General features: G+C 53.1%; 30 protein-coding genes and 4 tRNA genes. 23 read left to right on the plus strand and 11 right to left on the minus strand.

Annotated elements, in window-relative coordinates; all coding sequences use genetic code 11:
• The first annotated feature begins 12 nt into the window (after nucleotides 1–12).
• Nucleotides 13–1,098, plus strand: a complete 1,086-nt coding sequence (locus O0S10_RS06450) for a HEAT repeat domain-containing protein (protein WP_268925072.1) — start codon at nucleotides 13–15, stop codon at nucleotides 1,096–1,098.
• Nucleotides 1,099–1,113: 15 nt separating this feature from the next.
• Here O0S10_RS06450 and O0S10_RS06455 read toward each other — a convergent pair whose 3' ends face one another.
• Nucleotides 1,114–1,761, minus strand: a complete 648-nt coding sequence (locus tag O0S10_RS06455; RefSeq protein ID WP_268925073.1) for a CDP-alcohol phosphatidyltransferase family protein — start codon at nucleotides 1,759–1,761, stop codon at nucleotides 1,114–1,116.
• Between the two features lie 116 nt (nucleotides 1,762–1,877).
• Here O0S10_RS06455 and O0S10_RS06460 point away from each other — a divergent pair, with 116 nt between their 5' ends.
• Nucleotides 1,878–2,555: a RibD family protein gene (locus O0S10_RS06460; RefSeq protein ID WP_268925074.1), complete on the plus strand. Its 678-nt coding sequence runs from the start codon at nucleotides 1,878–1,880 to the stop codon at nucleotides 2,553–2,555.
• A gap of 89 nt (nucleotides 2,556–2,644) precedes the next feature.
• On the opposite strand, the gene O0S10_RS06465 is transcribed toward O0S10_RS06460, so the two are convergent.
• Nucleotides 2,645–3,121, minus strand: a complete 477-nt coding sequence (locus O0S10_RS06465; RefSeq protein ID WP_268925075.1) for a 23S rRNA (pseudouridine(1915)-N(3))-methyltransferase RlmH — start codon at nucleotides 3,119–3,121, stop codon at nucleotides 2,645–2,647.
• Entirely contained in the window at nucleotides 3,122–6,361 is a 3,240-nt protein-coding gene (locus tag O0S10_RS06470; protein ID WP_268925076.1) for a tetratricopeptide repeat protein, read from the minus strand.
• A 132-nt stretch (nucleotides 6,362–6,493) separates the two neighbouring features.
• Between O0S10_RS06470 and nifB the strand changes: the two genes are divergently transcribed.
• The 6 genes from nifB to O0S10_RS06500 all read left to right on the plus strand — a co-directional run bounded on the left by nifB (nucleotide 6,494) and on the right by O0S10_RS06500 (nucleotide 10,198).
• The gene (gene nifB / locus O0S10_RS06475; protein WP_268925077.1) at nucleotides 6,494–7,408 is read left to right on the plus strand and encodes a nitrogenase cofactor biosynthesis protein NifB; all 915 of its coding nucleotides are present in this window, start codon (nucleotides 6,494–6,496) and stop codon (nucleotides 7,406–7,408) included.
• Nucleotides 7,409–7,501: 93 nt separating this feature from the next.
• Entirely contained in the window at nucleotides 7,502–8,185 is a 684-nt protein-coding gene (locus O0S10_RS06480; RefSeq protein WP_268925078.1) for an ArsR family transcriptional regulator, read from the plus strand.
• A gap of 43 nt (nucleotides 8,186–8,228) precedes the next feature.
• Nucleotides 8,229–8,299 (plus strand) — tRNA-Gly (locus tag O0S10_RS06485).
• Nucleotides 8,300–8,308: 9 nt separating this feature from the next.
• Nucleotides 8,309–8,983: a DUF5612 domain-containing protein gene (locus O0S10_RS06490; RefSeq protein WP_268925079.1), complete on the plus strand. Its 675-nt coding sequence runs from the start codon at nucleotides 8,309–8,311 to the stop codon at nucleotides 8,981–8,983.
• A gap of 16 nt (nucleotides 8,984–8,999) precedes the next feature.
• Nucleotides 9,000–9,653: an L-threonylcarbamoyladenylate synthase gene (locus O0S10_RS06495; RefSeq protein ID WP_268925080.1), complete on the plus strand. Its 654-nt coding sequence runs from the start codon at nucleotides 9,000–9,002 to the stop codon at nucleotides 9,651–9,653.
• Between the two features lie 53 nt (nucleotides 9,654–9,706).
• Complete coding sequence (locus O0S10_RS06500) at nucleotides 9,707–10,198, plus strand: TspO/MBR family protein (RefSeq protein WP_268925081.1); 492 nt, start codon at nucleotides 9,707–9,709, stop codon at nucleotides 10,196–10,198.
• 4 nt (nucleotides 10,199–10,202) lie between these two features.
• Here O0S10_RS06500 and O0S10_RS06505 read toward each other — a convergent pair whose 3' ends face one another.
• From O0S10_RS06505 to recJ, 5 genes are all read right to left on the minus strand, one after another.
• Entirely contained in the window at nucleotides 10,203–10,670 is a 468-nt protein-coding gene (locus O0S10_RS06505) for a peroxiredoxin (RefSeq protein WP_268925082.1), read from the minus strand.
• Nucleotides 10,671–10,765: 95 nt separating this feature from the next.
• Nucleotides 10,766–11,500 carry a methyltransferase domain-containing protein gene (locus O0S10_RS06510; RefSeq protein WP_268925083.1) on the minus strand — a complete coding sequence of 245 codons (735 nt, stop codon included), beginning with the start codon at nucleotides 11,498–11,500 and terminating at the stop codon, nucleotides 10,766–10,768.
• Nucleotides 11,497–11,838, minus strand: coding sequence for a nascent polypeptide-associated complex protein (locus O0S10_RS06515; protein WP_268925084.1), 342 nt, complete (start codon nucleotides 11,836–11,838; stop codon nucleotides 11,497–11,499). Before O0S10_RS06515 ends, O0S10_RS06510 begins: the two co-directional genes overlap by 4 nt.
• Nucleotides 11,839–11,895: 57 nt before the next feature.
• Nucleotides 11,896–12,360 carry a PUA domain-containing protein gene (locus tag O0S10_RS06520; RefSeq protein WP_338148560.1) on the minus strand — a complete coding sequence of 155 codons (465 nt, stop codon included), beginning with the start codon at nucleotides 12,358–12,360 and terminating at the stop codon, nucleotides 11,896–11,898.
• Nucleotides 12,323–13,720, minus strand: a complete 1,398-nt coding sequence (recJ, locus tag O0S10_RS06525) for a RecJ family nuclease (RefSeq protein WP_268925086.1) — start codon at nucleotides 13,718–13,720, stop codon at nucleotides 12,323–12,325. The genes O0S10_RS06520 and recJ overlap by 38 nt, the downstream gene beginning before the upstream one ends.
• Nucleotides 13,721–13,876: 156 nt before the next feature.
• On the opposite strand from recJ, the gene O0S10_RS06530 reads away from it, so the two are divergent.
• The 13 genes from O0S10_RS06530 (at nucleotide 13,877) to O0S10_RS06590 (ending at nucleotide 21,326) form a co-directional block, all read left to right on the plus strand.
• Nucleotides 13,877–15,250 carry an NAD(P)H-hydrate dehydratase gene (locus O0S10_RS06530; RefSeq protein WP_268925087.1) on the plus strand — a complete coding sequence of 458 codons (1,374 nt, stop codon included), beginning with the start codon at nucleotides 13,877–13,879 and terminating at the stop codon, nucleotides 15,248–15,250.
• 5 nt (nucleotides 15,251–15,255) lie between these two features.
• Nucleotides 15,256–15,729 carry a cyclic pyranopterin monophosphate synthase MoaC gene (moaC, locus tag O0S10_RS06535; protein WP_268925088.1) on the plus strand — a complete coding sequence of 158 codons (474 nt, stop codon included), beginning with the start codon at nucleotides 15,256–15,258 and terminating at the stop codon, nucleotides 15,727–15,729.
• Between the two features lie 292 nt (nucleotides 15,730–16,021).
• Nucleotides 16,022–16,606, plus strand: coding sequence for a 50S ribosomal protein L15e (locus O0S10_RS06540; RefSeq protein WP_268925089.1), 585 nt, complete (start codon nucleotides 16,022–16,024; stop codon nucleotides 16,604–16,606).
• Between the two features lie 20 nt (nucleotides 16,607–16,626).
• Complete coding sequence (locus O0S10_RS06545) at nucleotides 16,627–17,277, plus strand: RNase P subunit p30 family protein (protein ID WP_268925090.1); 651 nt, start codon at nucleotides 16,627–16,629, stop codon at nucleotides 17,275–17,277.
• On the plus strand, nucleotides 17,274–17,723 hold the full coding sequence (locus O0S10_RS06550; protein WP_268925091.1) for an Rpp14/Pop5 family protein: 450 nt from the start codon (nucleotides 17,274–17,276) through the stop codon (nucleotides 17,721–17,723). The genes O0S10_RS06545 and O0S10_RS06550 overlap by 4 nt, the downstream gene beginning before the upstream one ends.
• Before the next feature lie 2 nt (nucleotides 17,724–17,725).
• On the plus strand, nucleotides 17,726–18,553 hold the full coding sequence (gene psmA, locus O0S10_RS06555; protein WP_268925092.1) for an archaeal proteasome endopeptidase complex subunit alpha: 828 nt from the start codon (nucleotides 17,726–17,728) through the stop codon (nucleotides 18,551–18,553).
• Nucleotides 18,554–18,562: 9 nt separating this feature from the next.
• Nucleotides 18,563–19,267: a ribosome assembly factor SBDS gene (locus tag O0S10_RS06560; protein WP_268925093.1), complete on the plus strand. Its 705-nt coding sequence runs from the start codon at nucleotides 18,563–18,565 to the stop codon at nucleotides 19,265–19,267.
• 50 nt (nucleotides 19,268–19,317) lie between these two features.
• Nucleotides 19,318–19,602, plus strand: a complete 285-nt coding sequence (locus O0S10_RS06565) for a 50S ribosomal protein L37ae (protein ID WP_268923034.1) — start codon at nucleotides 19,318–19,320, stop codon at nucleotides 19,600–19,602.
• 4 nt (nucleotides 19,603–19,606) lie between these two features.
• Nucleotides 19,607–19,738 (plus strand): DNA-directed RNA polymerase subunit P, encoded by a 132-nt coding sequence (locus tag O0S10_RS06570; protein ID WP_268923033.1) that lies wholly within the window; start codon nucleotides 19,607–19,609, stop codon nucleotides 19,736–19,738.
• Nucleotides 19,735–20,136, plus strand: coding sequence for a Brix domain-containing protein (locus O0S10_RS06575; RefSeq protein ID WP_268925094.1), 402 nt, complete (start codon nucleotides 19,735–19,737; stop codon nucleotides 20,134–20,136). The genes O0S10_RS06570 and O0S10_RS06575 overlap by 4 nt, the downstream gene beginning before the upstream one ends.
• The gene (locus tag O0S10_RS06580) at nucleotides 20,133–20,405 is read left to right on the plus strand and encodes a KEOPS complex subunit Pcc1 (protein ID WP_268925095.1); all 273 of its coding nucleotides are present in this window, start codon (nucleotides 20,133–20,135) and stop codon (nucleotides 20,403–20,405) included. The genes O0S10_RS06575 and O0S10_RS06580 overlap by 4 nt, the downstream gene beginning before the upstream one ends.
• Nucleotides 20,406–20,407: 2 nt before the next feature.
• Nucleotides 20,408–20,785, plus strand: a complete 378-nt coding sequence (locus tag O0S10_RS06585; RefSeq protein WP_268925096.1) for a prefoldin subunit beta — start codon at nucleotides 20,408–20,410, stop codon at nucleotides 20,783–20,785.
• 52 nt (nucleotides 20,786–20,837) lie between these two features.
• Complete coding sequence (locus O0S10_RS06590; RefSeq protein WP_268925097.1) at nucleotides 20,838–21,326, plus strand: hypothetical protein; 489 nt, start codon at nucleotides 20,838–20,840, stop codon at nucleotides 21,324–21,326.
• 61 nt (nucleotides 21,327–21,387) lie between these two features.
• Here the strand turns inward: O0S10_RS06590 and O0S10_RS06595 are convergent.
• The 3 genes from O0S10_RS06595 to O0S10_RS06605 form a co-directional block, all read right to left on the minus strand.
• Nucleotides 21,388–21,460: transfer RNA gene (locus O0S10_RS06595), tRNA-Asp, on the minus strand.
• A 48-nt stretch (nucleotides 21,461–21,508) separates the two neighbouring features.
• A tRNA-Asp gene (locus O0S10_RS06600) sits at nucleotides 21,509–21,581 on the minus strand.
• Nucleotides 21,582–21,611: 30 nt separating this feature from the next.
• Nucleotides 21,612–21,720 (minus strand) — tRNA-Tyr (locus O0S10_RS06605).
• Nucleotides 21,721–21,860: 140 nt separating this feature from the next.
• On the opposite strand from O0S10_RS06605, the gene O0S10_RS06610 reads away from it, so the two are divergent.
• Together O0S10_RS06610 and O0S10_RS06615 are read left to right on the plus strand one after the other, a co-directional pair.
• Nucleotides 21,861–23,291 carry an aldehyde dehydrogenase family protein gene (locus tag O0S10_RS06610; RefSeq protein ID WP_268925098.1) on the plus strand — a complete coding sequence of 477 codons (1,431 nt, stop codon included), beginning with the start codon at nucleotides 21,861–21,863 and terminating at the stop codon, nucleotides 23,289–23,291.
• Entirely contained in the window at nucleotides 23,288–23,551 is a 264-nt protein-coding gene (locus O0S10_RS06615; RefSeq protein WP_268925099.1) for a DUF1922 domain-containing protein, read from the plus strand. The genes O0S10_RS06610 and O0S10_RS06615 overlap by 4 nt, the downstream gene beginning before the upstream one ends.
• Nucleotides 23,552–23,553 lie beyond the last annotated feature (2 nt).

Genomic DNA, 23,553 nt, shown 5'->3' on the forward strand with positions numbered 1-23,553 from the left:
CTTTGGTGTTTTATGGATGCAAAGACCTTTTTGTGCTGCATTGAGGCAATAAAAAGCAGTGATATTGCAGTACAGGAAGATGCGGCGAACGCGGTTGCGGCATTAACGGAAAAGCACTGGTTGCCGCAGATTTTGCATCACCTTGACGATCCAAACCCTCTTGTCCGCAGAGTTATGCTCTGGACGCTGCGAAACTATATCGGGCAGATCTCGTATCCGCAGTTTCTTGCATATCTCCATGATCCTGATATGGCAGTGCGCGAAGCAGCGCTTCTTTTGTTTATGGAAGGGGGAAGCCCTGCATGCGATGCACTTGTTGCAGCAGTTTCTTCAGAGGAGGAGGAACTCCGGTTTTCTGCGGTTCAGGCACTCGGACAGTTCCGGACACCCGAAGCGATCGTTCCCCTGATGCACGCAGCAGGTGCAAAAAACCCTGATATCCGCGAGGTTGCAGTTTTATCTCTTGGCGTGTACGCGGATGCATGCGTGGTCCCGCAGCTTCTTGCAGCACTGGCGGATGAGCCGCAAATTCGTCTTGCAGCGCTTGAGGGTCTGCGGGGGCGGGAACTGTCTCCCGAGGATCTGGTAAAAATCTCAGGATGTCTCTATGACGCTGAGTATCCGGAAATCCGTGCAGCAGCGGTTGCAGTGCTCGGCCCTCTGGTTCCCGAGGAGATTGCCGCTGACGCGAGTTCCCAGGTCCGTCGCGCTGTTGCATCGGCGGCAGCATCACCAGAGCTTCTGGCACACCTGTGTACGGACGCGGATGCATCAGTCAGGATGGCAGCCGCGGAAGCTATCGGCAAGCAGGGATATATTATGGAGGATGTACTGCTGCCGCTTTTTTCAGATGCAGTACCGGGTGTACGGCGTGCGGCGGTGACTGCTCTTGCATCGTCCCGGCGGCCTGACGTGGTTGCGGCCCTGATCAACTGTCTGCATGATCCAAAACCCGGGATTCAGGCGGCAGCAGCAACCGCACTTGGAGAGATAGGCGGTGATGAGGTGATTGCAGCACTCACCGAGGCATCAAAGAGTGGAAATGCGATTCTCCGCGGAATTATGAAAAATGCGCTGAATGCAGCTCTGAAAAAATAAAAATATATACTTCTTTTACTCTTCCTTGTAGGCACCGTGACGGCGTGCAAGATAGAGAATTCTCTGCAGAGCCGAGAGGTTGGTGCAGACGGCAATGAGAATTACGGCGATCCAGATTTGGCTGATGAGACCGAAGAGGATGAGACAGATGATTGTCTCCGGTCTGCCAAAGAACCCGATTCCTTCCAGAGGATCACTGATTTTTCCATCCTCTTTTTTGGTATAGCCGATTTCTGCATAGGTTACCGGTTTGATGAAGGTGTTCATCAGTGAACCGATAATGGCAAGGCCGACGATTGCGGTGTCAACCCAGGACGGAACAGTGAAAAACTGAGAGATGACAGCAGTTCCGGAGAGACCAATTCCAAGAAGGACAAGCCCGTCCACATATTTGTCGATGATCCAGTCGAGTACCGCGCCGAAATCGCTCTTGCGGTTGGTTTTCCGGGCCACGTTCCCATCTACAAGATCCAGGATCGCGGAGACCGCAAGCAGGATACTGCCAAGGAGGAACAGACGCTGCATATAGCAGACAGCGCAGGCAATACCAAAAACGAGAGAAAGTATTGTTATCTGGTTTGGTTTCAGTCCAATCCGGACGAAGGCATTGCCGATTGGATCAATGCAGCCAATCAGCCGGGGACGAAGAGCGGTAATATTCATGGTAACCTGACTGCATCAGATGCCTGACAGACAAGGTATGATGCATTTTTGGACGGGATTTCCATACCAAATATTCTTTAGCTTTTATTCCTATATGAATCAAGAGGAAATACTTCATGAATACAATACTGCATAAACCCCATGTGCTGATGATCTCGGAGATTACAGCGGATGGGAAACTTACCCTGAAGCGTGGTGCTTCCAGCAAGATTCTGATGAAGCATATGTCGCACGAGGCAGAGATCCTGCTGCATGAGACGCGTGCTGCCTATGATGCGATTATGGTTGGATCCTCCACGATTAAAATTGATAACTCATTTCTGACAGTGCGCATGGTCCCGGGAAAAAGTCCTCTGCGGGTGATACCCTCAAGTCTGGCGGACATCCCGCTGGATGCAAATGTACTGGATACATCAGCCGTACCAACAGTTGTCGCTGTGTCTGCTGCGGCTCCGTCAGATAGGATTGCGGCGCTTCGGGAGAAAGGAGTGTCCGTCGTCGTCGCAGGAGAAGAGAAGGTGAACCTCTCCCTGCTGATGGATATCTTATACCGGGAATTTTCAGTAAGGAAACTGATTATTGAAGGGGGGCCTACCCTGAACTGGCACATGCTGCATCATCATCTGGTAGACGAGATACGATTAATTCATCTGCCGTTTATTGTGGGAGGAAATGACACACCGTCACTGGTTGGAGGAATGCATATCGATTCGGAGGATCAGATGATCCGGCTGGAACTTTCCGGAACACGGATGGCTGGAACAAATCTGATTACGGAATACCGGGTACTCTAAAACGAAAAAAAACAAAATCGTCAGTACAAAATACCGGTGCAGCTCACAAGCCCCGGACCACTCCGAATTTTTTTACGATCCCGCACAGGTCACTTGTGATACGGTTCTCCGCGCAGAATCCGAAAACCCCGGTAAATCTGCTCAAATAAAATCAGCCGGATCATCGTGTGCGCAAACGTCAGCCGGGAGAAGGACACCTTTCGATCCGCCGCCGCAAGAACAGACGGCGACAGACCGAGCGGTCCCCCGATAATAAAACATACATTCTTCCCCGAAAGCTCTGCCTCTCCAAACAGAACTGCAATCTCCTCGCTTGCGATCAGCGGCGCACGGGGATCCAATGCAATCGTCAGAAATCCCTGCTTCACCCCGGCAAGAATCCTCTCTCCCTCCCGTTCCTTTACCTGTATTTCGGCAGATGGTGATGCACTCTCCGGGACTCTCACCTCTGCAAGTTCCGTCACAAAAACAGTAGCATAGGGTCTCAGCCGCTTCGCAAACTCGGCGATTCCCTCATTCAGATAACTGTCCTTAATCCTGCCGACACACAGGATCTGAATCTGCATTCAGGCTTCCCCGTCCGTGTCAGTGCCCTTGCCCCCGTCCAGCTCCATCACGTTCGTGAAGCACTCGACCGCCTCACGGAGATGACCGGCTGCCTCAAGCGCACGCCCTTTCAGATGCCAGGCAGGAGCATGATCCGGATGATTCTCCAGAATCTTTTCTGCAGCAGCAACCGCAAGATCAAACCTGCTCTGCTGCAGACAGATCAGACCACGGCAGTAGAACAGATCCGGATCCGCCGCCCCCACACGCTCCGCCTTTTCCAGCTGTGCAAGCGCCTCCGCAGGCCGGCCGCACAGCATCTGCATAAACGCAATGCCGGAAAGCAGATACGGATTCTTCGGATCAATCAGAAGGGCTGACTCAAACGCCTCAACCGAAGACGGAATATTCCCGACCTTTACCAGCATCATTGCCTTTTGCAGATGTGCAAGGCTGTTCTTCGGATACAGTCCGATCAGTTTATCGTAGCACTTCGCAGATTCCAGATACTTCCCCGCGCGACCAAACAGATCCGCAACCGCAAACAGTGCCGCCGTATTATCCGCATTATTTGCAACCAGTCGCGAAAACTCCTCAACCGCCTCATCGGTTCGTCCCGCATTCGCCAGAGCCGATGCATACGCGTACCGCGCGGCGTCATCATTCGGCCGCTCATCCAGCAGATCAGAGTATGCCGTCGCTGCCTCATCATACCTGCCGAGATACCACAGCGTCTCCGCACGCTGACGAACCGTCACCAGATCTTTGTCATTCTCCGCAAGCAGCATGTCGTATCCCGCAAGAGCCTCCTCGTAGTTGCCCTTGATCAGATAAATCGCCGAGAGTTTCCGGACCACATCACTGCTGGACGCACCACTCTGCAAATATGCCCCATACACCTCAAGCGCCTCATCATACTTCTGCATCTGCTCAAGAACACCCGCAAGATCCAGTAGCGCCTTCGTATCCGCTTCGTCCGCAGTTGTCAGCTTCCGCAGAACATCTTCAGCTTCCGGGAGTTTTCCCAGCGCTGTAAGAGCCGCCGCCTTATCGCGCAGTGCGTTTGTGTTTTCCGGTTCAAGCTCCAGAACCTTGTCCATACCAATCGACGCCTCGCGGAAGTCGCCGCTGATCAGATGCAGATGACCAATGCCGAACCAGACGTGTGCATTCTCCGGCATCAGTTTTGCAACGCGGGAGTAGTACTCCGCCGCTTCATCATACCGACCGAGCGTCGTACAGATGTCTCCGCCGAGCGTCAGAAGATCCGGACTTCCCTCAGAATCCTTCAGTGCAAGTGCAACCGCATCCGCCGCCTCTTCATTTCTGCCAAGGGCCACGCAAAGCTTTGCCACCTGTACCGCAACACCCGGAATCTCCGGATATTCGCGCAGAACTCCCGAATACGTTGCAACCGCCGCCTCGGTATTACCGCCCTCCGCCTGCACCCGTGCGAGCGCAATCAGAACACCCGGATGACCGGGCAAAAGCTGTTCAGCCGAAATAAGCGCCTCGCCTGCTTCCGCATACTTCCCAAGCATCTCACAACACTTTGCAATACCCATGTGAGCTGCGGGTGTTTCAGGGGACAGCACTACAGCACGCTCATAGTATGCAAGCGCCTCGGTATACTTTCCGTCGCGGAACAATGCATCCGCTGATCCGAAGACAAGCGAAAGATCGTCGGGCATCGTTTCCAGCAGATGTGCATACGCCGTTGCCGCTGCCTCGTACTTTCCAATGCCGATCCATGCATCTGCAACACCAAAGAACGCAGGATTATTATCAGGAGTGGTCCGGATAATCTCCTCCCACGCCTCCGCCGCCTCCTTATAGCGGCCTATGCGCATCATCGAGGACGCATACAGTTCATGTGCTGCAAGTGACTCGGGATCTTTTGCAATCACGCGGGCGGCGACATCCGCCGCCTGCTGATAGCTGGACAGGGCCGCAAGACACTTTCCGTGCAGAAGCTGTAAATCCAGCCGGTCAGGTGCTGCATCCAGCGCACGCACGGCAGTTTTATCCGCCTCCGCATAGCGTCCGAGTGCGGACAGCGCAAAGCTCTGCATCGAAGCAAGACCAACGTTGACCACACCTATCTCGGGTTTTGTCATCGCAGCCGCTCCTACCGGCACAGGGTTATTGAACAGCTGCATGTCATCGTCCTCCTCGGCAAACCACTTCATCTTTGACGGGGCACGGCCACCCTCACCACCGAGTTTGCCCATCCGGGTAAAACTGTCAATGGCTTCTTTGTATCTGCCGGACAAATACTCGGCGCACCCTTTCATGTACCAGACCGATGTGTTCGACTGATTCAGATGAATCATCTCAAGAAACGCCTCGGATGCACGTTTCATATTGCCTGAGAGGAAGGAGACAATGCCCAGCAGATACCACAGTTCCGCATTTGCATATCCGCGTGCAAGCACTTTTTCCAGCTGTACCGCAGATTCCGTCTCGTTGCCATCCCAGTAGAGGCAGAGTGAACGGCGCAGTGTCACGGTAATGTCGGTGTCTGCCGAGTACTGCTGAACCATTCCATAGGATGCTGCCGCATCTTTGTATTTTCCCATGCTCTCTTCAAGCCGAGCACGGCGGTACCAGCCGGTTGGATCATCCTCGGCAAGGCCGGCATACCGCGAAAGGGCACCGTCACGGTCATTCAGCATTTCACAACAGAACGCAGCCGAGGACAAAAACACGCCGCGATCATCAAACGACGTTGCTGCAATCTGATCAAACATGCCTTTTGCCTCGGCAAAGTTTCCGGACCGCATGGTAAGTTCTGCCAGGCGCATCCGCAGATGTTTGTCATCGGGACGGAGACTCGTCAGATGACTGCATACCGCCGCTGCATCCGCATACCGCCCGATGCGTTCCAGCCACTCGCACTTCAGCTCCTGCAGGTACGGTTCACTGTCCCCGAGCGTCACATGACTGATAGCTGAGACAGCCTCGTCAAATCTTCTTGCATCCGCAAGAAGCGTTGCAAGCGTGACCCATGCATCCATGTTCTGAGGGTCAAGCTCGGTCGCTTTCGCAAGTGACCTGGCCGCATGTTCATGCTGGCCGGAACGGTTCTGGGATACGCCAAGCCTGTACCACAGGGAACTGTTCTGCGGTTCATGCTCCACAGCACGGGCAAAACTTTTTGCCGCATCCTCATAAAGTCCCTTTTCAAATGACAACTCTCCGCGGGGGGTCCACGGGTTCTGCCGATCATTTTTGCCAAACAGGCCGCCGATATCAACCATATACGTATATCCTCGAGAGTAGTACTGTAATGTTTGATCCCTCTACTATACCATGTTTCTGCAAAAACTTTTCCTTCGCGCGTGCCGAATCCCCATAATAGAAATAGGCGGGGTGGTTAATAGATTATAATTATGGAACATAGTGGCTCTACGCCGGCACAGGATCTTCCCTATGATCCTGAAACACTCCGGCGCATCAACGAACACCCCTGCTACAGTCCGGAGGCCCGGCACTCCTTCGGTCGCTGCCATGTTGCAGTTGCTCCCAAATGCAATATCCAGTGCAATTACTGTGTCCGCGACTTCGACTGTGTCAACGAATCACGCCCGGGGGTTACCAGCATGGTTCTTCAGCCGGGAGAAGCACTGGAACGCATCGACGAGGTCGTCGATAAGATGAAGCACATCAAGGTTGTCGGCATCGCAGGCCCGGGTGACCCGCTTGCAAACCCTGAGACCTTTGAAACGCTCCGTCTGGTTCATGAAAAGTATCCGGACACGATTCTCTGCATTAGTACAAACGGCCTTCTTTTGCCGGACAAGATCGATGAGCTGGAAAAATACGGTGTGCGCAACATCACCGTCACCCTCAACGCGATTGATCCTGCCGTCGGCGAAAAGATCTACACCTTCGTTGAGTACGGTGGTAAAAAGTATCACGGTCGTGAAGCTGCCGAGCTTCTGCTTTCCCATCAGCTTGCAGGAATTGAGGAAGCGGTAAAGAAAAAAATGCTGGTAAAGATCAACACTGTATATATACCAGGAGTAAATGATGCTCATATCCCAGAAATTGCCAAAAAAGTTGGTGCAATGGGTGTGTTCAACTTCAACATCATTCCCCTTATCCCGCAGTACAAGTTCAAGGATGTAACCCCTCCGACACCAGCGGAAAAGGCGCACATGCATGAACTTTGTGCCCCTTACGTCCGCCAGATGCGTCACTGCCAGCGCTGCCGTGCGGATGCTGTCGGCATGCTCGGTAAAGACGTTCAGAATGAGTTCGGCTGTTGCGGCAAGGGGGACGGTTCCGGAACAGGCTGTCGGTAACTCTCATTTCTTTTTTACGGTCCTTTCAATTGGATCACATCCCCGGAGAGAATCTTTTTACGGGTTAAACACTTACAATATGTAAGCTGCACTATGATGGATCAGGACGCAATAGCTCATCTTCTGGATATTCTCGGGAACCGGAACAGACGAAGGATACTTGATCTTCTCCGCCAGAAGCCATGCTTTGTAACGGAGATATCCGAGCGTCTGGTGATTAACCCGAAAGCGGTAATTGAGCACCTGGCAATCATGCAGAAAGAGGACGTTATTTCCTTTTATCAGGATGAAAAACGGCGAAAATACTATTATCTGGTGCAGGATTTTGAACTCTCGGTACAGATGACAAAGCCCGTCCAGCCGCCGCAGAGTATTGCTGTAGTGTCTGACCCAAAAGGAGATGAATTACCGACCCCTCCCCTCACCGACAAAATACTGATGATACGCCTCCTGCTGGATTCCCGTGAGAAACTGATCGAAAATCTTGAGGCGGTGGAAAAGGACATCGACGAGATGATGAACGATGTCATCGTCAGTGGCAGGAGTGTGTTCCAGAACAGTATTGAGTCGGAGATTCTTCTTGCCCTCATCTACTCACCGCTGACGCCGATAGAACTCTCTGATACCGTCGGTCACCCGATCCCTGAGGTAACAGGATCGCTGCGAACTCTTGCCGCAAAGGGATATGTGGAATCGGAAGGCGGCCGTTACAGAATCAAGGGAACACAGAAAGCTGTTGCACTCGCCGCAGGCCCAACTCTTCCAATGCGAATCTGACGATAACCTCTATATTCACTGACGGCAAAAAGAAATACTGCATGCGGTAATGGTCTAATGGCATGACAGGGGCTTCCCAAGCCTCTAATCCGGGTTCGATCCCCGGTTATCGCACTCACTTTTATGGACGACGGTCAGAATTATGCGATCAGTCTCATCGCCGAGAATCAGGTAGGAATCCTGCGGGACATCGGTTCAGTTTGTGCAGAGTACAATGCAAACATCGTACTGACCCAGCAGGAGACGGTTACCCGCGGCCCTGATTCCGGCTATTCATGGGTAGATCTTGAGATTGCGGCCTGCAACCGTGTGCAGGAACTGGTAGCAGCTCTCCGACTGATTCCCGGCATCCGGGAAGTGAAACTGCAGGATACGTTCCGTACCATCTTCGGCAAGCGTGTGATCATTATGGGCGGCGGTGCACAGGTGGCGCAGGTTGCCATGGGTGCAGTCAATGAAGCCGACCGCCACAATATCCGGGGCGAGAGAATTTCGGTGGATACGATTCCGCTGGTGGGTGAAGCAAACCTTGCGTCTGCGGTTGAGGCGGTCACACGCCTGCCGCGTGCATCTATTCTGGTGCTTGCCGGATCGATCATGGGAGGAGAGATAACAGCGGCTATCCGTGCGGTGCAGGCCGAGGGTATTCCGGTTATTTGTCTGAAAATGGTTGGCAGTGCGTCTGCAACGGCGGATCTGGTCGTCACAGATCCAATTCAGGCCGGCGTGATGGCGGTGATGCATATCAGTTCCATCGGTGTCTTTGATCTCAACCGTGTCCGGGGCAGAGAATTTTAATTGTGGAAATACAATCATGACAAAACCAACAGAGTCCGACAGTCCGTGCTGTAGTCCCTACAGCTATGAACGTGCAGAAATAACCCCTGCACTGGAAGCAGTGATTGAGAAAGCCGTCCGTGTTCTTGCCCGCGACGGTCTGGTGGTGTATCCGACCGAGACCATCTACGGACTTGGAGCGGATGCACTGTCCGAGATTGCTGTCTATAAAGTGTATGAAGCAAAGCAGCGACCGATGGGAAAACCGATTTCCGTTGCGGTCTCGGATATTGAGATGATCTATGGTATCGCTTATGTGGACGAGTTTGCCGAGCGGTTTATCCAAAAGTTTTTGCCGGGACCGGTGACGGTAGTGCTGCCGGTGAAAAGCTGCCTTCCGTCCGATCTATCGGGCGGAACAGGTACGATCGGTATCCGGTATCCGGATAACGCGGTTGCACAGGCGATTATTGCAGGGCTTGACGGCCCGATTACCGCAACATCTGCAAACATTTCCGGCGAGGTGTCACCGGTGACATCGGATCAGGTGAATGTTCCGCATGATTATTTGATCGACGGCGGGAAACTTCCCGGAACCCCGAGTACCGTGATCGATCTTGCCGCAGGAAAGATCGAGCGTCCCGGTGCTATGCTTGATGAGATTGCGGCGTTCTTAAAAGAAGAGAGATAATATTTTTGGTATCATCTTCGGACATTTATCTGTTACATACGAAGATGATCCATATGACAACTGCATATCGGATGCCGTCCCTCCCCTTACTGTTCGGGACGGTTGTTCTTTGTTTTTTCGCTGCCGGACTTGGTTCGCTGGTGACGATAACCGGCACAGATTCCTGGTTTATGACGGAACTGATCAAGCCCGGATGGCAGCCGCCGGATTATCTGTTCGGACCGGTCTGGACCGTGCTGTATCTGTTGATGGGCATAGCACTTGCGTTTGTTCTTGCCCAGGGGACTGAACGCCGAGATGTTCGGATTGCAGCAGGAGTATTCCTTGCACAGCTTGTTCTGAACGTTTTCTGGTCGTATCTGTTCTTCGGCTGGCAGATGATCAGCGCAGCAGCAGTTGAGATAGTACTGTTGTGGGTTGCAATATGCGCGACAATGTATCTGTTCTACCAGATACGACCGGTTGCTGCGTATCTTCTGATACCGTATCTTGCCTGGGTTACCTTTGCAACGATTCTGACAGCGGCAATCTGGATACTGAACTGAGAAGTTATCTCAGTTCCTGCACTTTTTGGAGGACAACCGCTGCATGACCCTTTGCTTTGACTTTGTTCCATGAGGCAAGGATTTTTCCGAAACCGTCAATGATGAAGGTACTCCGGTCAACGCCCATATATTCACGCCCGTAGAGTTTTTTCTGAATCCATACGCCAAATCCCTCAATTGCGATGTGATCAGGATCAGAGAGCAGCGGAACGGTCAGCTCCTGTTTTTGGATGAACTTTTCATGGCTTGCCACACTGTCCTGACTGATGCCGTACACCTTCACGCCAAGTTCGGTAAACTTGGGCAAAAGCTCGGAGAACTCTTTTGCTTCCAGAGTACAGCCGGAGGTGTTGTCTTTCGGATAAAAGTAGAGGACCGTGAGTTTTGCGGATGCGTCCGGGAGACAAACTTCACCACCCGTTGTATTCGGAAGACAGAAGTTGGGAATGATGTCATTTACGCTCAGTGACATGCCTGTAGCGTTGTATTCGGAAGTGCAAAAAATATACTGTCGGGATAAACCCGACGGGAAAAATACGGAAAAGATGCGTGACCCGGAACAGGTATTCAGAATTTCCGTGCGATTGTCAGATAGCCGGTATGGGAGACCTTTGTTGAGGGGCGGGTTCCCCGCGCACTCCGCGTCAGCTCGCGTTCCATACACTCAAATGTCTGCACGGCATCCTCACCGAACAGCAGTCGCGCCGTATCCATCACGCAGAAGGTCTGTTCCAGAAACGGCGTATAGGTAGCAAAGTATCCGCCGCAGCGGAGCAGCCCGTAGGCATGCTCCACATGCTGCGGCTCAATCATCATATCAAGATGGACCACATCAAACGGCCCGTCCGAGACATTCAGCACATCACATGCACGGCATTCCACATTCGACAGTCCGGCATCACGGATATTTCCTTCTGCTGTTTTGGAGAAATCCTCGCGTGCCTCACAGGTTACGACCCTGTCCGCAACCCCGCCGAAGAAGATCGCAGCAATCCCCGAACCGGTACCTGCATCCAAGACGCGGTCACGGTGCGACATGCCTGTATATGCTATCACCATACCGATATCCTTGGGCATCATCGGCGCGCCGGTACGTTTACCATGGGAAAAGAAATCCGTTGCACGGGGAACCAGCACCGTAAACGGTTTTCCAAGATGTGTCTGAATCTCATCCCCGCTCTCAAGCTCCGCAGCCGCCGCAAGATCGATCATTCCGAGATCCGTCGAAAGCTTCCCCTCGCCGGCACGCACATAATACTCGCGGCCGTGTCCCCGGACAATCACTCTGTTTGGTCCGATCATTCTATTGCCGTCAGTTTCAGGATTGCCTCGGCAATATCTCCGTTGCACTCCTCCAGAGCCGCACGTGCCGCATCAGGAGACACCGACGTCTGGGACGCAACCAGTTCCACGTCGGACTCGGGGATCTCCACTTTGGCCGGCTCAAATCGCGGAGTCCCGGACAGCTGATATGAGGTCTGTCCCTGCATTGTAATACCGACCACTTCAGCAGGCTCAAAGACGTAGTTGCCGGAGGACGTATAGACAACAACCTTCTGGACATTCTCTATCTCCTCCATCTTCATGCCCATCTTCTTCATCGCGGCCTTCATCTGTTTTGGGTTAATACCTGGCATCATAGTTTTCAACCAATCCTCGTTACTGTTTTTATTCAATGATTCTTAATCCCATCGGGCCTACTGCCGGTTTTTACCCTGCCGTACCTTTACCGCTGTTCCGTAAGAGAAACCGAGCATCTCGGTTCCTGCAAGAATTGCCATGCCGGTTGCAAGCAGATTGTCGTTTGCATCCACCACAAACACCTCATCCTCTGCCATGATCTCCGGATCACTTGCGATCACATGTTTGGCCATCGCATTCTTTCCGTCAAGGATAAACGGCACGGCATCCTCCATCACCACAACACGGTTCTTCGGTGCCGCAAGAAATGCATGCAGACGTTCCGCCGCAGGATAGCCGAGCGTCAGTCTGCCGTCTCCCGCACGCACGGTAACCAGCCGGGTTTTGCCGAGATTGGCATACCGGATACGTTTCGTGTTGGAGTAGGAAAACGTCGTCTCATCAGGAAACATCGCCTCCCCCGCTCCCCTGCCGAACTGGAAATCAGCGATGCGGCGCACCCGCTGTAAGCTGGCCGGCAATAAGCTCGTTAACTCTTCTGATGAAATCATCTTCACAACCTTTGGGGATATATGCCCCCGCAGCAATATTATGTCCTCCGCCTGCACCGTTGAACTCCGCTGCAGCCGTAACCAGGGCTGCCTGCAGATCAACACCGCACCGGAGCACTTTTTCATAGGTCCGCATCGAGATTTTGACAAGATCCGGCTCATCGGAGACGCTGCACAGCACCATAATGGGCTTTGTCGTATCAAGCTTGGACAGTGCCATTCCGGCGCCGATACCAACAATGGTGTCGGGATACGAATCTCCTGTGTGAATCCACTGTATGCTGCCTGCGTCTGCAACACCGGTGTCGAGGATGTACTCGCACAACTCGCGGATAATCGATCTGTGATGACGGAGCATATGTTCGGCCTCGCGGTACTGCTGACCACGGTCGCCAAAACAGACGGCTGTTCCGATCTTCGGTTTTGCCCATCGTCCGCAGGCATTGAGCATCGTCGCATATTCAGATGCATTGCGCAACGGGGATTTTTCGGTTTCGTGCGGGAAGAAGTACAACTCCGCAAACAGCCGTTCGGTTGATTCACCATTTGCAATCATCTGTTCAGCAACAACGCTTGCCAGAAGTTTTGCCTCGTCCGCATGCAGTTCCTCCCAGACCCGCTGATCAGATGGTTTTTCGTAGATACCAAGCCGGATCAGAAGATCAATCGCTGCTTTCGGATCTCCGGAGATTCCCGGAAGGAGGGGGTCGTCACTGTTCGCAAGACAGAGATGCAGGGGGCGCGTGGACAGACCGTAGCAGTTGAGACCTTTGGTGATGCGGACACGACCCGATCCCACACCGTCGTCGGCGATCCACCGGGCGATTCCCACCAGGCCGCAGGTTTCGCGTGCCATCATGTCGCCGACGTTGCCGACCACGGCGAGGTCGGCAAGATCGGCGTTTGCCGGATCCAGCTTTCTTGCAACCATATAGGTAACACCCGCAGCGGAACACTTGGCATACTCCTGACCGTAGAACTGGGAGTTCACCTGCGGGTACACTGTGCCGCCCGGTGCCGGCTGGTTGATGTGATGGTCAAGAATCAGGACGTTATCAGAGGACAGTCCTGCCTCTTCCATGAGATTCTGCTGCCCTGCACCGAGATCGGTGAATATCTTCAGAGTGTCGTCGTTTGGCACATGCCGCATGGTCAGCGGTTCAAGCTGCCGGACGAAAACCGGGGTTACGGGGATGCCGAGGCGGGATATTGCCTGAGCGGCAATCGCTTCCGCAGTGATGCCGTCCGCATCGATGTGCGAGACAAGCGTTACTGCATCCGCATTTCTGATGATGTCGGTTGCAGTACTGATGTCCTCGATGAAACCCATTTCTACTAGGTACTTGGCACTGCGGTAAACTATAGGTATGGTTTATCGCAGCTTTGTTCTGTGAGATGACAAAAAAACCAACAAAACCTTTTCACAGCATCATATCAGGAGAAGATAGTTTATCTTTTCACAGGCAAACGTATCTACTACGAAAAAATGCGGGAACTATCAGCTTTCGGTCTGTCAGGAATCATCTCAGCAGATGACATGCGGGTCATTGACAAAAATGCGGACGGCTGGGGGATCTCTGCGCTTCAGCGCATGGAGAGTGCAGGTACCGTTCTTGCATCCGTCGTCAGGGATGAACACCCTGACCGTGTTGCAATCCTCTGCGGTACCGGTAACAATGCAGGAGACGGACTCTGCGCCGCACGCCACCTTGCAAACGAGATGGAGGTTCTTGTTTTCTGTGCGGGTGAACCAAAAACTCCCGAGGCACGCGCCCAGCTTGCCGCCCTCACCGCATGCCCGGTCACGATAATGGACGCAGAAACTCCGGACCTATTCGCCAGTGATGTGATCGTGGACGCACTGCTCGGGACAGGAGCACGCTTTCCACTCAAAGAACCGTATGCAGGTCTTGTCGCCCGCATGAACGCGTCATCCGCCAGAATCATCGCCTGTGATGTACCGACGCCGGGCTGCCGCGCCGACCGTATCGCCGCATTCCATCTCGCAAAAACGCACGCTGCCGAGGTGTACAACATCGGTATTCCGATCGCCGCCGAAGTCTTCTGCGGAGAGGGAGACCTCCTTCTGGTTCCAAAAAAACCAGCAGACTCTCACAAAGGATCCGGAGGTACCGTTCTTGTTGTCGGCGGCGGGCCGTATCAGGGTGCGCCGTTCCTTGCAGGAGTTGCAGCACTCCGGGCAGGAGCCGATATTGTCCGGGTCGCATCTCCGACGAACGGCTTCATGCCGGACATTATTCACGACCGGTTATCCGGGGATCACATCTGCGAAGCGCATCGCGATCACCTCATCTCACTTGCGGAGAATGCCGATGCCGTTGTCTGCGGCCCGGGACTCGGGGGTTCAGCTGACAGTCTCACGGTTGCTGCCGAGGTTGTTGGGGCAGCACGAAAAGCCGTCGTGGACGCAGATCTCCTCCGCTCCCCGCTGCCCCGCGCAGCAAGTGAGACCATTTATACCCCGCACCCAGGCGAGTTCGCCCGCGCCTTTGGTACAGTGCCGGAGAGTCTTGTAAAGAGGGGCGAAGCGGTCCGCACTGCTGCCTCCGCCACGGGCGGTGTCATCATTCTCAAAGGAAAAGTTGACATTATCTCGGACGGGAGTCGTGTGCGGTTTAACAGGACAGGGGCTTCCGGCATGACCACCGGCGGCACCGGCGATGTACTCGCCGGATGTACAGGCGGCCTTCTCGCGCGCATGCAGGCCATGCATGCCGCCTGCGCCGCAGCATACGCCGTTGGTGTCACCGGCGAAACCGTCTGCGAGGAGCTCGGTGACGGTCTTCTCGCAACCGATCTTCTTAGACATCTTGCGCACACATTATACACAGAGTTGTGATACTCATGCCTACATTTACCCATCTCAACGAGAAGAACGAAGTGCATATGGTTGACGTCACGCCAAAACCGGACGTTTCCCGCGAAGCAACCGCCAGCGGCAGAATCTATCTCCGGCCCGAAACCCTCAAAGCAATCGCGGAAGGGACGGTTGTAAAAGGCAACGTTCTTGCAACCGCGCAGGTTGCAGGAACCATGGCCGTGAAACAGACATGGGCACTCATCCCCATGTGCCACCCAATTCCTGTTGGCGCGGTTACGATATCCTTTGTGCAGACCGATGAGTACATCGAAGTATCCTGCCGCGTTAAAACCTTCGGCAAAACCGGTATTGAAATGGAGGCGCTCACTGGCGCATCCGTTGCCCTTCTGACTATCTGGGACATGGTCAAATCCGCCGAAAAGGATGCAGACGGTCAGTACCCGGTAACCCGCATCGAAGGCATCCATGTTGTGGAAAAGATCAAGGGAAGTTCGTAAACGTGAATTCCCGGTCTAATCTGAGGATTATCAGGACGTGGATGGAAAGAATGCACATATGTTCCGCAGACCTGAGCCACCGGCAGGACCGGGATTGGATTGTGTAGTTCGTGCGGCTTGACCGTCTGCCACAAGTGGAGTGAACCGCATATTAGAAATAGGAATCCCAACCAATAATATACAGTTTACAGCACTGCACCGTTTGATGCAGCTGTATATCACAGGAATGTGGCAGAATGGTTCCTGAGGCAACTCGGAAACGAAGACTGCTGAACCTGAGGTGAATGAAAAAATGTCCAAGTCAATGTATGGATACGTTCGGGATGCGTGGAAGAAACCCGCAGATTCCGGTGTAAAGAAACTCCTCTGGGAGAGAATGCAGGTATGGCGCCGGCAGGGCGCTGTCGTTCGTATTGAGCGCCCGACACGTATCGATCGTGCCCACGCACTCGGTTACAAAGCCAAGCAGGGCGTCATCGTCGTTCGTGCGTCCATCCGCCGCGGCGGTCGCAGAAAGTCACGGTATATCCGCGGACGCAGAACCAACCGTATGGGAATGCGCAAGGCAACCCCCGGAAAGAACCTGCAGACCATCGCAGAAGAGCGCGTGCAGGACCGCTACCCGAACATGGAAGTGTTAAACTCCTACTGGGTTGGACAGGACGGAAAGTGCAAATACTTCGAGGTTATCCTCGTTGACCGCAGCAGCCCCTCGGTTCTTGCTGACAAGAACCTTGCATGGGTTGCAACCACCCGTGGACGTGTCTACCGCGGAAAGTCTTCCGCAGGAAGAAAGGGACGCGGACTCCACAACCGCGGAGCCGGTACTGAGAAGTGCCGTCCGAGCATCCGCTCCCACAAGAACCAGGGCAAATAACCCTGTATTCTTTTTTTCTTATGATTACCGACGCCTGCATATTTGTAAATCAGGACGGATCAGCAACACCGCGCCGCATGCTGCTTACTGCAAAATCCTGCGGGATTTCCCGTGTTGTTGTCTGCGGCAATGCCTCTGATATCCCTGCGTCCTATGCAGGAGTAACTGTTCTCCGCGGAAAAGTCATTGGCAGACAGAACGGCAGACAGTTTCTTGACGCGGTCAGAAAAATTCCGGCAGGCTGTGTTGTCCTGGTCAACGCAGGAGAAAACAGTTTCAACCGGACGGCAATTACCACCAAAGGTGTGCATCTCCTAACCGGCATCACGGATCTTCCCAAAGGAGGGTTCGATCACGTCGTCGCAAAAATGGCAGCAGACCACAACACCGGCGTTGTCTTTGATCTCTCCCGCATCATCAACCCGAAAAGCCGGAGAACTGCTCTCTCAAGGTATGCGGAGGTTCATCTCCTTCAGCGGAAGTACCACTTCCCGCTCGTAATCTCAAGCGGAACAGACACCATCTTCGGTTTTAGAAACACGACCGAGATTGTTGCGCTCTGTTCGCTGTTCGGCATGACGCGGTCTGAGGTTTATGCAGCACTGAACGGTCTTGATGCAGTTCTTGCCCCGCCGCAACTGGTGACAGTTGTAGAGAAGGAGAGGACATGAGACCACTTCCTCCGACACTCAGGGAAAACCGCCGGTATCTTCTGGTAAAGATCACCGGAGAATTTTCTGAGATGCCGCCGCAAAAGGAGATTTATCATGCAGTCCATGATGCCGCAGCCGAACTGTTCGGCGATGTCGGTTCCGCGCAGATGCATATCGCGGTTGTCTGGTCGGAGGGAGAACACGCAGTTATCCGATGCAGCAGAGGATGGGAACAACAGACAATCGCCTGTGCTGCAGTGGTCACCAGACTCTGCGGATCCTCTGTGGTGTTTCGGACGGTTGCCGTATCCGGAACCGTGCACGGCGCCAAAAATCATATCAAGAGTACTACATGGGACAGCGGCAGCCTGCCGGGCTATCAGTGCTCCGGCAAAAAAGTTGATAGTCTCAAAGGTAATAATACGCAACAATATCTCACACGAGATGATATATTTAAGGAGTAATCATGCAGCCACAACAATATCAGATGGGAGGCTACGATCGTGCCATTACGATGTTCTCTCCCGACGGGCGCTTATATCAGGTTGAATATGCCCGCGAGGCAGTGAAACGCGGAACAACCGCGGTTGGTATCAAATGCAAGACCGGCGTTGTTCTTCTCGTTGACAAACGTGTCAGTTCCCGTCTTCTGGAACCATCCTCGATTGAAAAAATCTTCATGATCGACGAGCACATCGGCGTTGCCTCCTCCGGTCTTGTCGGGGATGCCCGTGCGCTGGTTGACCGTGCAAGGATTGAGGCACAGATCAACCGCGTCAGCTACGGCGAACCGATCGATGTGGAGACCCTGGCCAAAAAACTCTGCGACCACATGCAGACCTATACCCTCTTCGGCGGTGCACGTCCGTACGGTACCGCACTGCTGATTGCAGGTGTGGACAGTGAAGGCGGCGAGACCCGCTACCGGCTCTTTGAGACGGATCCGTCCGGCACACTGCTTGAGTACACAGCGACCGGTATCGGTATCGGCAGACCTGCGGTGATGAAGCTCTTTGAGTCTGAGTACGTAGAGAACATGACCGCCGAAGAGGCGATCGATCTCGGTCTGAAAGCTCTGCACACGGCAACCGAAGGGAAGTTTGATGTGAATACCGTCGAGATCGGTATTGCCGGTTCGTACTCCGCAAAGAAGCGGACATCCAAGAAGGTCGAGGCACCGGTTGGTTCCGAGACGGCAGTTCTGCCCTTCAGGAAACTCAATGCTGAAGAGGTAAAGACTGCAGTCATGAAATTTTCCAAGGCACATGCCGAGGACAAAAAGACGGACGCGTGAGGGGAGTATATGATCTCGCTTGATGATGCAGTGACGGCACGGCTGGAAACGCACGGTCTCCGGTTCGAGATTCTGGTGGATCCGGAACTCGCTGACAAAATGCGCCACGGCGACGAAAGTATTGCAATCGAAGACGCAGTAGCCGCACTGTATGTGTATGAAAACGCCTCTCACGGTGACAAGTCGCCGGAGGAGGATCTGGAGAAGGTGTTCAAGACTACCTCCTTTGAGGAGATTGCAAAGCAGATCATCCTGAAAGGTGAGATCCATTTAACGACCGAGCAGCGCCGCCGCTTAATGGAGGAGAAGCGCCGCCGTGTTATCACCTTCATTGCCCACAATGCGGTAAACCCGCAGACAGGTCTGCCGCATCCGGTGACCCGTATCGAGATTGCACTTGAAGAGGTCCGTGTCAACTTTGATCCGTTTAAGTCGGTGGATGATCTGGTGAAGGAGACTGTAAAGGCCCTGCGCCCAATCCTCCCGATCCGGTTTGAGGAGCGTAAGATTGCAGTCCGGTTCCCGATGGACTTTGCAGCACGGGCGTTCAGTGCGATGTCCGGAGCTGCATATGTCACGATGGAGAAGAACGAGTGGCAGAATGACGGATCGTGGATTTGTGTCGTCAAAATCCCCGCAGGGATGCAGGAGGAGTTTTTCAGCCTGGCGAATCATGCGGCGAAGGGCGATGCCCAGATCAAGATTTTAGAATAAGATTAAAACATCTGAGAACCAATAGTAGTAGATATTTCTGAGGAATAATTATGGCATCCAAGAGCAAGCACGTAGCAAAGGGACGCGTTACCGGCAGTGCCGGACGTTTTGGTCCGAGATATGGTCGTTTCAACCGTAAGATGGTTAATGAAAGTGAGAAGATTTCCCGCGCAAAGCACCTGTGTCCGATGTGCGACACCGTTGCAGTAAAGCGTGTTGGAACCGGCATCTGGGAATGCAAGAAGTGTGGCTACAAGTACGCCGGCGGTGCATACGTTCCGCAGACCCCTGCCTTAAAGGTCGTTCTCCGCTCTATCGAGACCAAAGGAGTATAACTGAATGGTCAGTTACAAGTGCGCCCGCTGTAAACAAACAGTTGAGATTGACGCAAATGTCCGTTGTCCCTACTGCGGACATCGTATTCTCTTTAAGGCGCGCGGTGCCGGAACGAAAGTGCTGAAAGCCCGATGACGTTCGTAACCTCATCGCGCAAACCGTCACCGGAAGTGCGCAGACTCGCAAAAGAGATCGCCTTTGCGCTTGATCTCCCGTATATTCAGCGGGGAAAGGCCGGTCTTCGGACAATGGATGCCGAAGACCCGGTAATAATTTTTCTGTCCGGCGCAAAACGCAACGGCCAGATATTTGATCTGACCGTGTCAGGAAAGATCGTTTTTTCCATGCTGATTACCAATGTTCTGACGAGCGAGAGGACAGGTGCGTTCCACCACGGATTCGTTATCCGGGAACGTGAGTTGTATGATGCACTCTCACCGCATCTTCCCGTGATGTTTGATGCAGAGGCACCGGGCCCGATTGTATTCTCCGGAACCCAGAAAATGCAGTATATTCTGCAGGTCATGGTATGACCGGCGGACAGAGCATTCTCCGGGCAGGGACATGTGGGCCGACGCACACAGCAGAGTTCCGATTTGCCTGCCCGTATGCGGAGAAGCTGTATGCAGTGCTTGCACCGGAAGCAGGATCGGATCCGGGCGAAAAGTCCTGTGTGCGCATTTCCTGCGAGGGAGAGGTTGTGACGCTCTTCGTGGAGGCGGAGGATGTATCAGCCCTCCGTGCTTCGCTGAATATGTGGCTTCGGTTAGTGAATGTGTGTAAAGAAGTATTGGAGTTGTAAAAATGGCAAACCCACAGACGGGGATTCCCCCGCAGATTCAGCAGCAGCTGGCAATGTTTCAGCAGATTCAACAGCAGCTGCAGCAGGTATCTTCCCAGAAGATGCAGTATGAGATGACGCTTCGCGAGACCAAACGTGCCCTTGAAGAGCTCGGTGCGGCAGCTGAGGATGCGGTCGTGTTCTCCTCGGCAGGTTCGATTCTTATCCAGAAGAAGAAGGATGCGGTCGCAGCCGAGCTTCAGGAGAAGATCGATTCTCTTGAGCTTCGCGTTGGTTCTCTTGAAAAGCAGGAGAAGGCGATGGCTGCGAAGGCAAGCCAGTTGCAGAAGCAGATTCAGGATGCAGTTGCCGGTGCGGGCAGCATTCCGACTGCAGAATAATTTTCTTTTTTTTCGTCTGTTTCAAATAGATGTCCGTCAATATATCGACGATATGTGTTTTGTATCTGTTGGAAAGACTGCAGGATGTTTTGGATGTCTGTTGTTGCTTGGGGGGATGGTTGCGCCGCTTTATACAATTAATCTGGTTGTGGTGGAGCTGTATCCGGTTACGGCGGCATCTGATCTCCGGCTTGCGCTGTGTTTTGTGCTGCTGCTGTGCGGGGCGGCGTACGCGACCGTATACGGCAGGCATCTCATTCTTGCCCTCACCGGCATTCTGACCTTCCTGTTTACGGTTCTGCTGTATACAGTGCTTACGGAACAGGTGCAGGCGCTTGCAGTGTCACTTGGAGAGTTTGGCGGCGGGGCATCCACCCTTCTCGGCGGTATTCTAAGCGGGGTCGCAGGCTATCTGATCAATGCAACAGTCGCGCCGTCATGGGGCTGGTATCTCTTCATCGCAGCAGGTATCGTTCTGTTCGCGGCAGGCATCCTCGGAATGATAATGGAACGAAAACACGGTGTGGAGAATACAGCCTGAGACCATTTTTCAAAAAAATAAAAAAACCAATCAATGCTATATTTAGAAAAGGAAAAGATAACGCTCAAGTCGGAATTCGAATCCGAGTCGATGCCGTGACAGGGCATCATGATAGGCCACTACACTACTTGAGCACAAATATCTTGGCAGATCATCCCTTGGACAGCAATCAAAAACGTAAACGCTCAAGTCGGAATTCGAATCCGAGTCGATGCCGTGACAGGGCATCATGATAGGCCACTACACTACTTGAGCACATGAAGTTTTTGACTGCGGTCATGAAAATGGTCCCGACTCCCGGATTCGAACCGGGGACATCGCGGTAGCCGCGCAGTACGCCCGCAGGCGTTAATCTTACTACAGCCGCGCACTCTACCATCTGAGTTAAGTCGGGATGACTGCTTTAATAAGAATGTCGTTTGGAAATATAAACATGACGATTTTCAGATTTCCATTTTATTGTCAGATTCCCAACTCTTTAATAGATGGAACAGAAGAGAATAGAACGAAACAAACTCGGGGGAGTTGAAAAAAATGGGAGAACCATACTATATCGGAGGTCAGCCAACCCACAGTCCAAATACTGTTCCGGTGATATTTCCCTATACCGGTGAAACATTTGCCGAAGCATGCATCGCCGGCATGGATGATCAGGCCCGCGCAGCAGACTGTGCCACACTGGGATTTGCCGAGACAAAGATTCTGCCCGGCCATCGTCGCGCAGAAATTCTCCGGCGGATCGCAGACAAAATCGAAGAACATCGCGAAGAGTTTGTACAGATTCTGATCCATGAATCCGGCAAGCCGGTTCGGCAGGCACATCTCGAAGTAACACGTGCTATCTCGGTGATGCGGATCTCCGCAGAGGAAAGTGTCAGGCTTACCGGCAAGGTGATTCCAATGGACAGTACCGAGTTTGGTGAAGGCTACACCGGCTACTACTACAAGGTACCCTCAGGTCCGGTTCTGTGCATCACACCGTTCAATTATCCGCTGAATCTTGCCTGTCATAAAATTGGTCCGGCAATTGCTGCGGGATGTTCCTTTGTTCTGAAACCGTCCACAAAAACGCCGCTCTCAGCTCTCCTGCTCGCCCGACTCATTCTTGAGGCAGGATATCCGGCAAATGCCGTCAATGTGGTTCCATGCTTTGGATCCAACTCCGAAACACTGGTACGTGATCCCAGGTTTACTGTGCTGTCATTTACGGGAAGTCCTGCAATCGGCTGGCGACTGAAAGAGATATTCCCCGGCCGACGTATCGGACTTGAGCTGGGAGGAAATGCACCGGCAGTTGTCCACAGGGATGCAGATATTGCATATGCCGCCAGGCGGATTGCCGAAGGTGCGGTGATCAACGCAGGTCAGAGCTGCATCAGTGTGCAGCGGGTTTATCTCCATGACGAAATTTACGATACATGTCTTGCGATGATTCTGGATTGCATGCGATCGTTTGTTGTAGGTGATCCCCGTCTGCCGGAAACGGATGTAGGCCCTATGATCTCAGAAACGGAAGCAATGAAGACCGAGGAAAAGATCAAGCAGGCGATAATGCGGGGGGCACGTATTCTGATCGGCGGTGTACGCGATGGTGCGCTGTTTTACCCGACGGTTCTGGAGCGCACCTCGTCCGAGATGGGGGTCTGTTCAAGTGAGATGTTCTCGCCAATGATCATTATTCGCAGGTATTCAGACATTGACGAAGTCGTCAGGCTGGTGAATGAGTCAAGATACGGTCTGCAGGGAAGCATCTTCACCGACTCTCTGGATATTCTGGAAAAGACTGCCATGGAATTTGAGGGAGGAACGATCATCGTTAATGATTATCCAACGTTTCGTGCAGATTCCATGCCCTACGGCGGAATAAAACTCTCCGGTATCGGACGGGAAGGACCGAAGTATCTGATCGATGAGTTCATGGAAAAACGGCTGATAGTTGTGCGCCACCATTTCTCCTTCGCATGATCCGTGAAGGGTTCGCGGTGATCGGCTGCACGCGCTGCAGGCGGATGCAGGTTGCTGATCTCGCACATGCAACAAAGACCTGCATCTGCGGTCACAAAATCGATCTGGCAAAGACAAAGCTACTTGCGGTTTCAGACTCTGCGGATGAGGCAGGAGCGATTCTGAGATCCTTTACCGCACCGAAAAACTCCGGATTTGTGTCAGCTGCAAGCATGCACAGCTCTTCACTTGCTGATAAGACGCCAAAAAAAGATAAGTGACT

This window comes from Methanocorpusculum petauri, assembly GCF_026891975.1.
In the GTDB taxonomy this organism is placed as follows: Archaea; Halobacteriota; Methanomicrobia; order Methanomicrobiales; family Methanocorpusculaceae; genus Methanocorpusculum; species Methanocorpusculum petauri.

Bases quoted from the DNA above. Each gene is read 5' to 3' on its own strand.
- O0S10_RS06450 (WP_268925072.1), top strand. From the start codon at position 13: ATGGATGCAAAGACCTTTTTGTGCTGCATTGAGGCAATAAAAAGCAGT.
- O0S10_RS06455 (WP_268925073.1), bottom strand. From the start codon at position 1,761: ATGAATATTACCGCTCTTCGTCCCCGGCTGATTGGCTGCATTGATCCA.
- O0S10_RS06460 (WP_268925074.1), top strand. From the start codon at position 1,878: ATGAATACAATACTGCATAAACCCCATGTGCTGATGATCTCGGAGATT.
- O0S10_RS06465 (WP_268925075.1), bottom strand. From the start codon at position 3,121: ATGCAGATTCAGATCCTGTGTGTCGGCAGGATTAAGGACAGTTATCTG.
- O0S10_RS06470 (WP_268925076.1), bottom strand. From the start codon at position 6,361: ATGGTTGATATCGGCGGCCTGTTTGGCAAAAATGATCGGCAGAACCCG.
- nifB (WP_268925077.1), top strand. From the start codon at position 6,494: ATGGAACATAGTGGCTCTACGCCGGCACAGGATCTTCCCTATGATCCT.
- O0S10_RS06480 (WP_268925078.1), top strand. From the start codon at position 7,502: ATGATGGATCAGGACGCAATAGCTCATCTTCTGGATATTCTCGGGAAC.
- O0S10_RS06490 (WP_268925079.1), top strand. From the start codon at position 8,309: ATGGACGACGGTCAGAATTATGCGATCAGTCTCATCGCCGAGAATCAG.
- O0S10_RS06495 (WP_268925080.1), top strand. From the start codon at position 9,000: ATGACAAAACCAACAGAGTCCGACAGTCCGTGCTGTAGTCCCTACAGC.
- O0S10_RS06500 (WP_268925081.1), top strand. From the start codon at position 9,707: ATGACAACTGCATATCGGATGCCGTCCCTCCCCTTACTGTTCGGGACG.
- O0S10_RS06505 (WP_268925082.1), bottom strand. From the start codon at position 10,670: ATGTCACTGAGCGTAAATGACATCATTCCCAACTTCTGTCTTCCGAAT.
- O0S10_RS06510 (WP_268925083.1), bottom strand. From the start codon at position 11,500: ATGATCGGACCAAACAGAGTGATTGTCCGGGGACACGGCCGCGAGTAT.
- O0S10_RS06515 (WP_268925084.1), bottom strand. From the start codon at position 11,838: ATGATGCCAGGTATTAACCCAAAACAGATGAAGGCCGCGATGAAGAAG.
- recJ (WP_268925086.1), bottom strand. From the start codon at position 13,720: ATGGGTTTCATCGAGGACATCAGTACTGCAACCGACATCATCAGAAAT.
- O0S10_RS06530 (WP_268925087.1), top strand. From the start codon at position 13,877: ATGCGGGAACTATCAGCTTTCGGTCTGTCAGGAATCATCTCAGCAGAT.
- moaC (WP_268925088.1), top strand. From the start codon at position 15,256: ATGCCTACATTTACCCATCTCAACGAGAAGAACGAAGTGCATATGGTT.
- O0S10_RS06540 (WP_268925089.1), top strand. From the start codon at position 16,022: ATGTCCAAGTCAATGTATGGATACGTTCGGGATGCGTGGAAGAAACCC.
- O0S10_RS06545 (WP_268925090.1), top strand. From the start codon at position 16,627: ATGATTACCGACGCCTGCATATTTGTAAATCAGGACGGATCAGCAACA.
- O0S10_RS06550 (WP_268925091.1), top strand. From the start codon at position 17,274: ATGAGACCACTTCCTCCGACACTCAGGGAAAACCGCCGGTATCTTCTG.
- psmA (WP_268925092.1), top strand. From the start codon at position 17,726: ATGCAGCCACAACAATATCAGATGGGAGGCTACGATCGTGCCATTACG.
- O0S10_RS06560 (WP_268925093.1), top strand. From the start codon at position 18,563: ATGATCTCGCTTGATGATGCAGTGACGGCACGGCTGGAAACGCACGGT.
- O0S10_RS06565 (WP_268923034.1), top strand. From the start codon at position 19,318: ATGGCATCCAAGAGCAAGCACGTAGCAAAGGGACGCGTTACCGGCAGT.
- O0S10_RS06570 (WP_268923033.1), top strand. From the start codon at position 19,607: ATGGTCAGTTACAAGTGCGCCCGCTGTAAACAAACAGTTGAGATTGAC.
- O0S10_RS06575 (WP_268925094.1), top strand. From the start codon at position 19,735: ATGACGTTCGTAACCTCATCGCGCAAACCGTCACCGGAAGTGCGCAGA.
- O0S10_RS06580 (WP_268925095.1), top strand. From the start codon at position 20,133: ATGACCGGCGGACAGAGCATTCTCCGGGCAGGGACATGTGGGCCGACG.
- O0S10_RS06585 (WP_268925096.1), top strand. From the start codon at position 20,408: ATGGCAAACCCACAGACGGGGATTCCCCCGCAGATTCAGCAGCAGCTG.
- O0S10_RS06590 (WP_268925097.1), top strand. From the start codon at position 20,838: ATGTGTTTTGTATCTGTTGGAAAGACTGCAGGATGTTTTGGATGTCTG.
- O0S10_RS06610 (WP_268925098.1), top strand. From the start codon at position 21,861: ATGGGAGAACCATACTATATCGGAGGTCAGCCAACCCACAGTCCAAAT.
- O0S10_RS06615 (WP_268925099.1), top strand. From the start codon at position 23,288: ATGATCCGTGAAGGGTTCGCGGTGATCGGCTGCACGCGCTGCAGGCGG.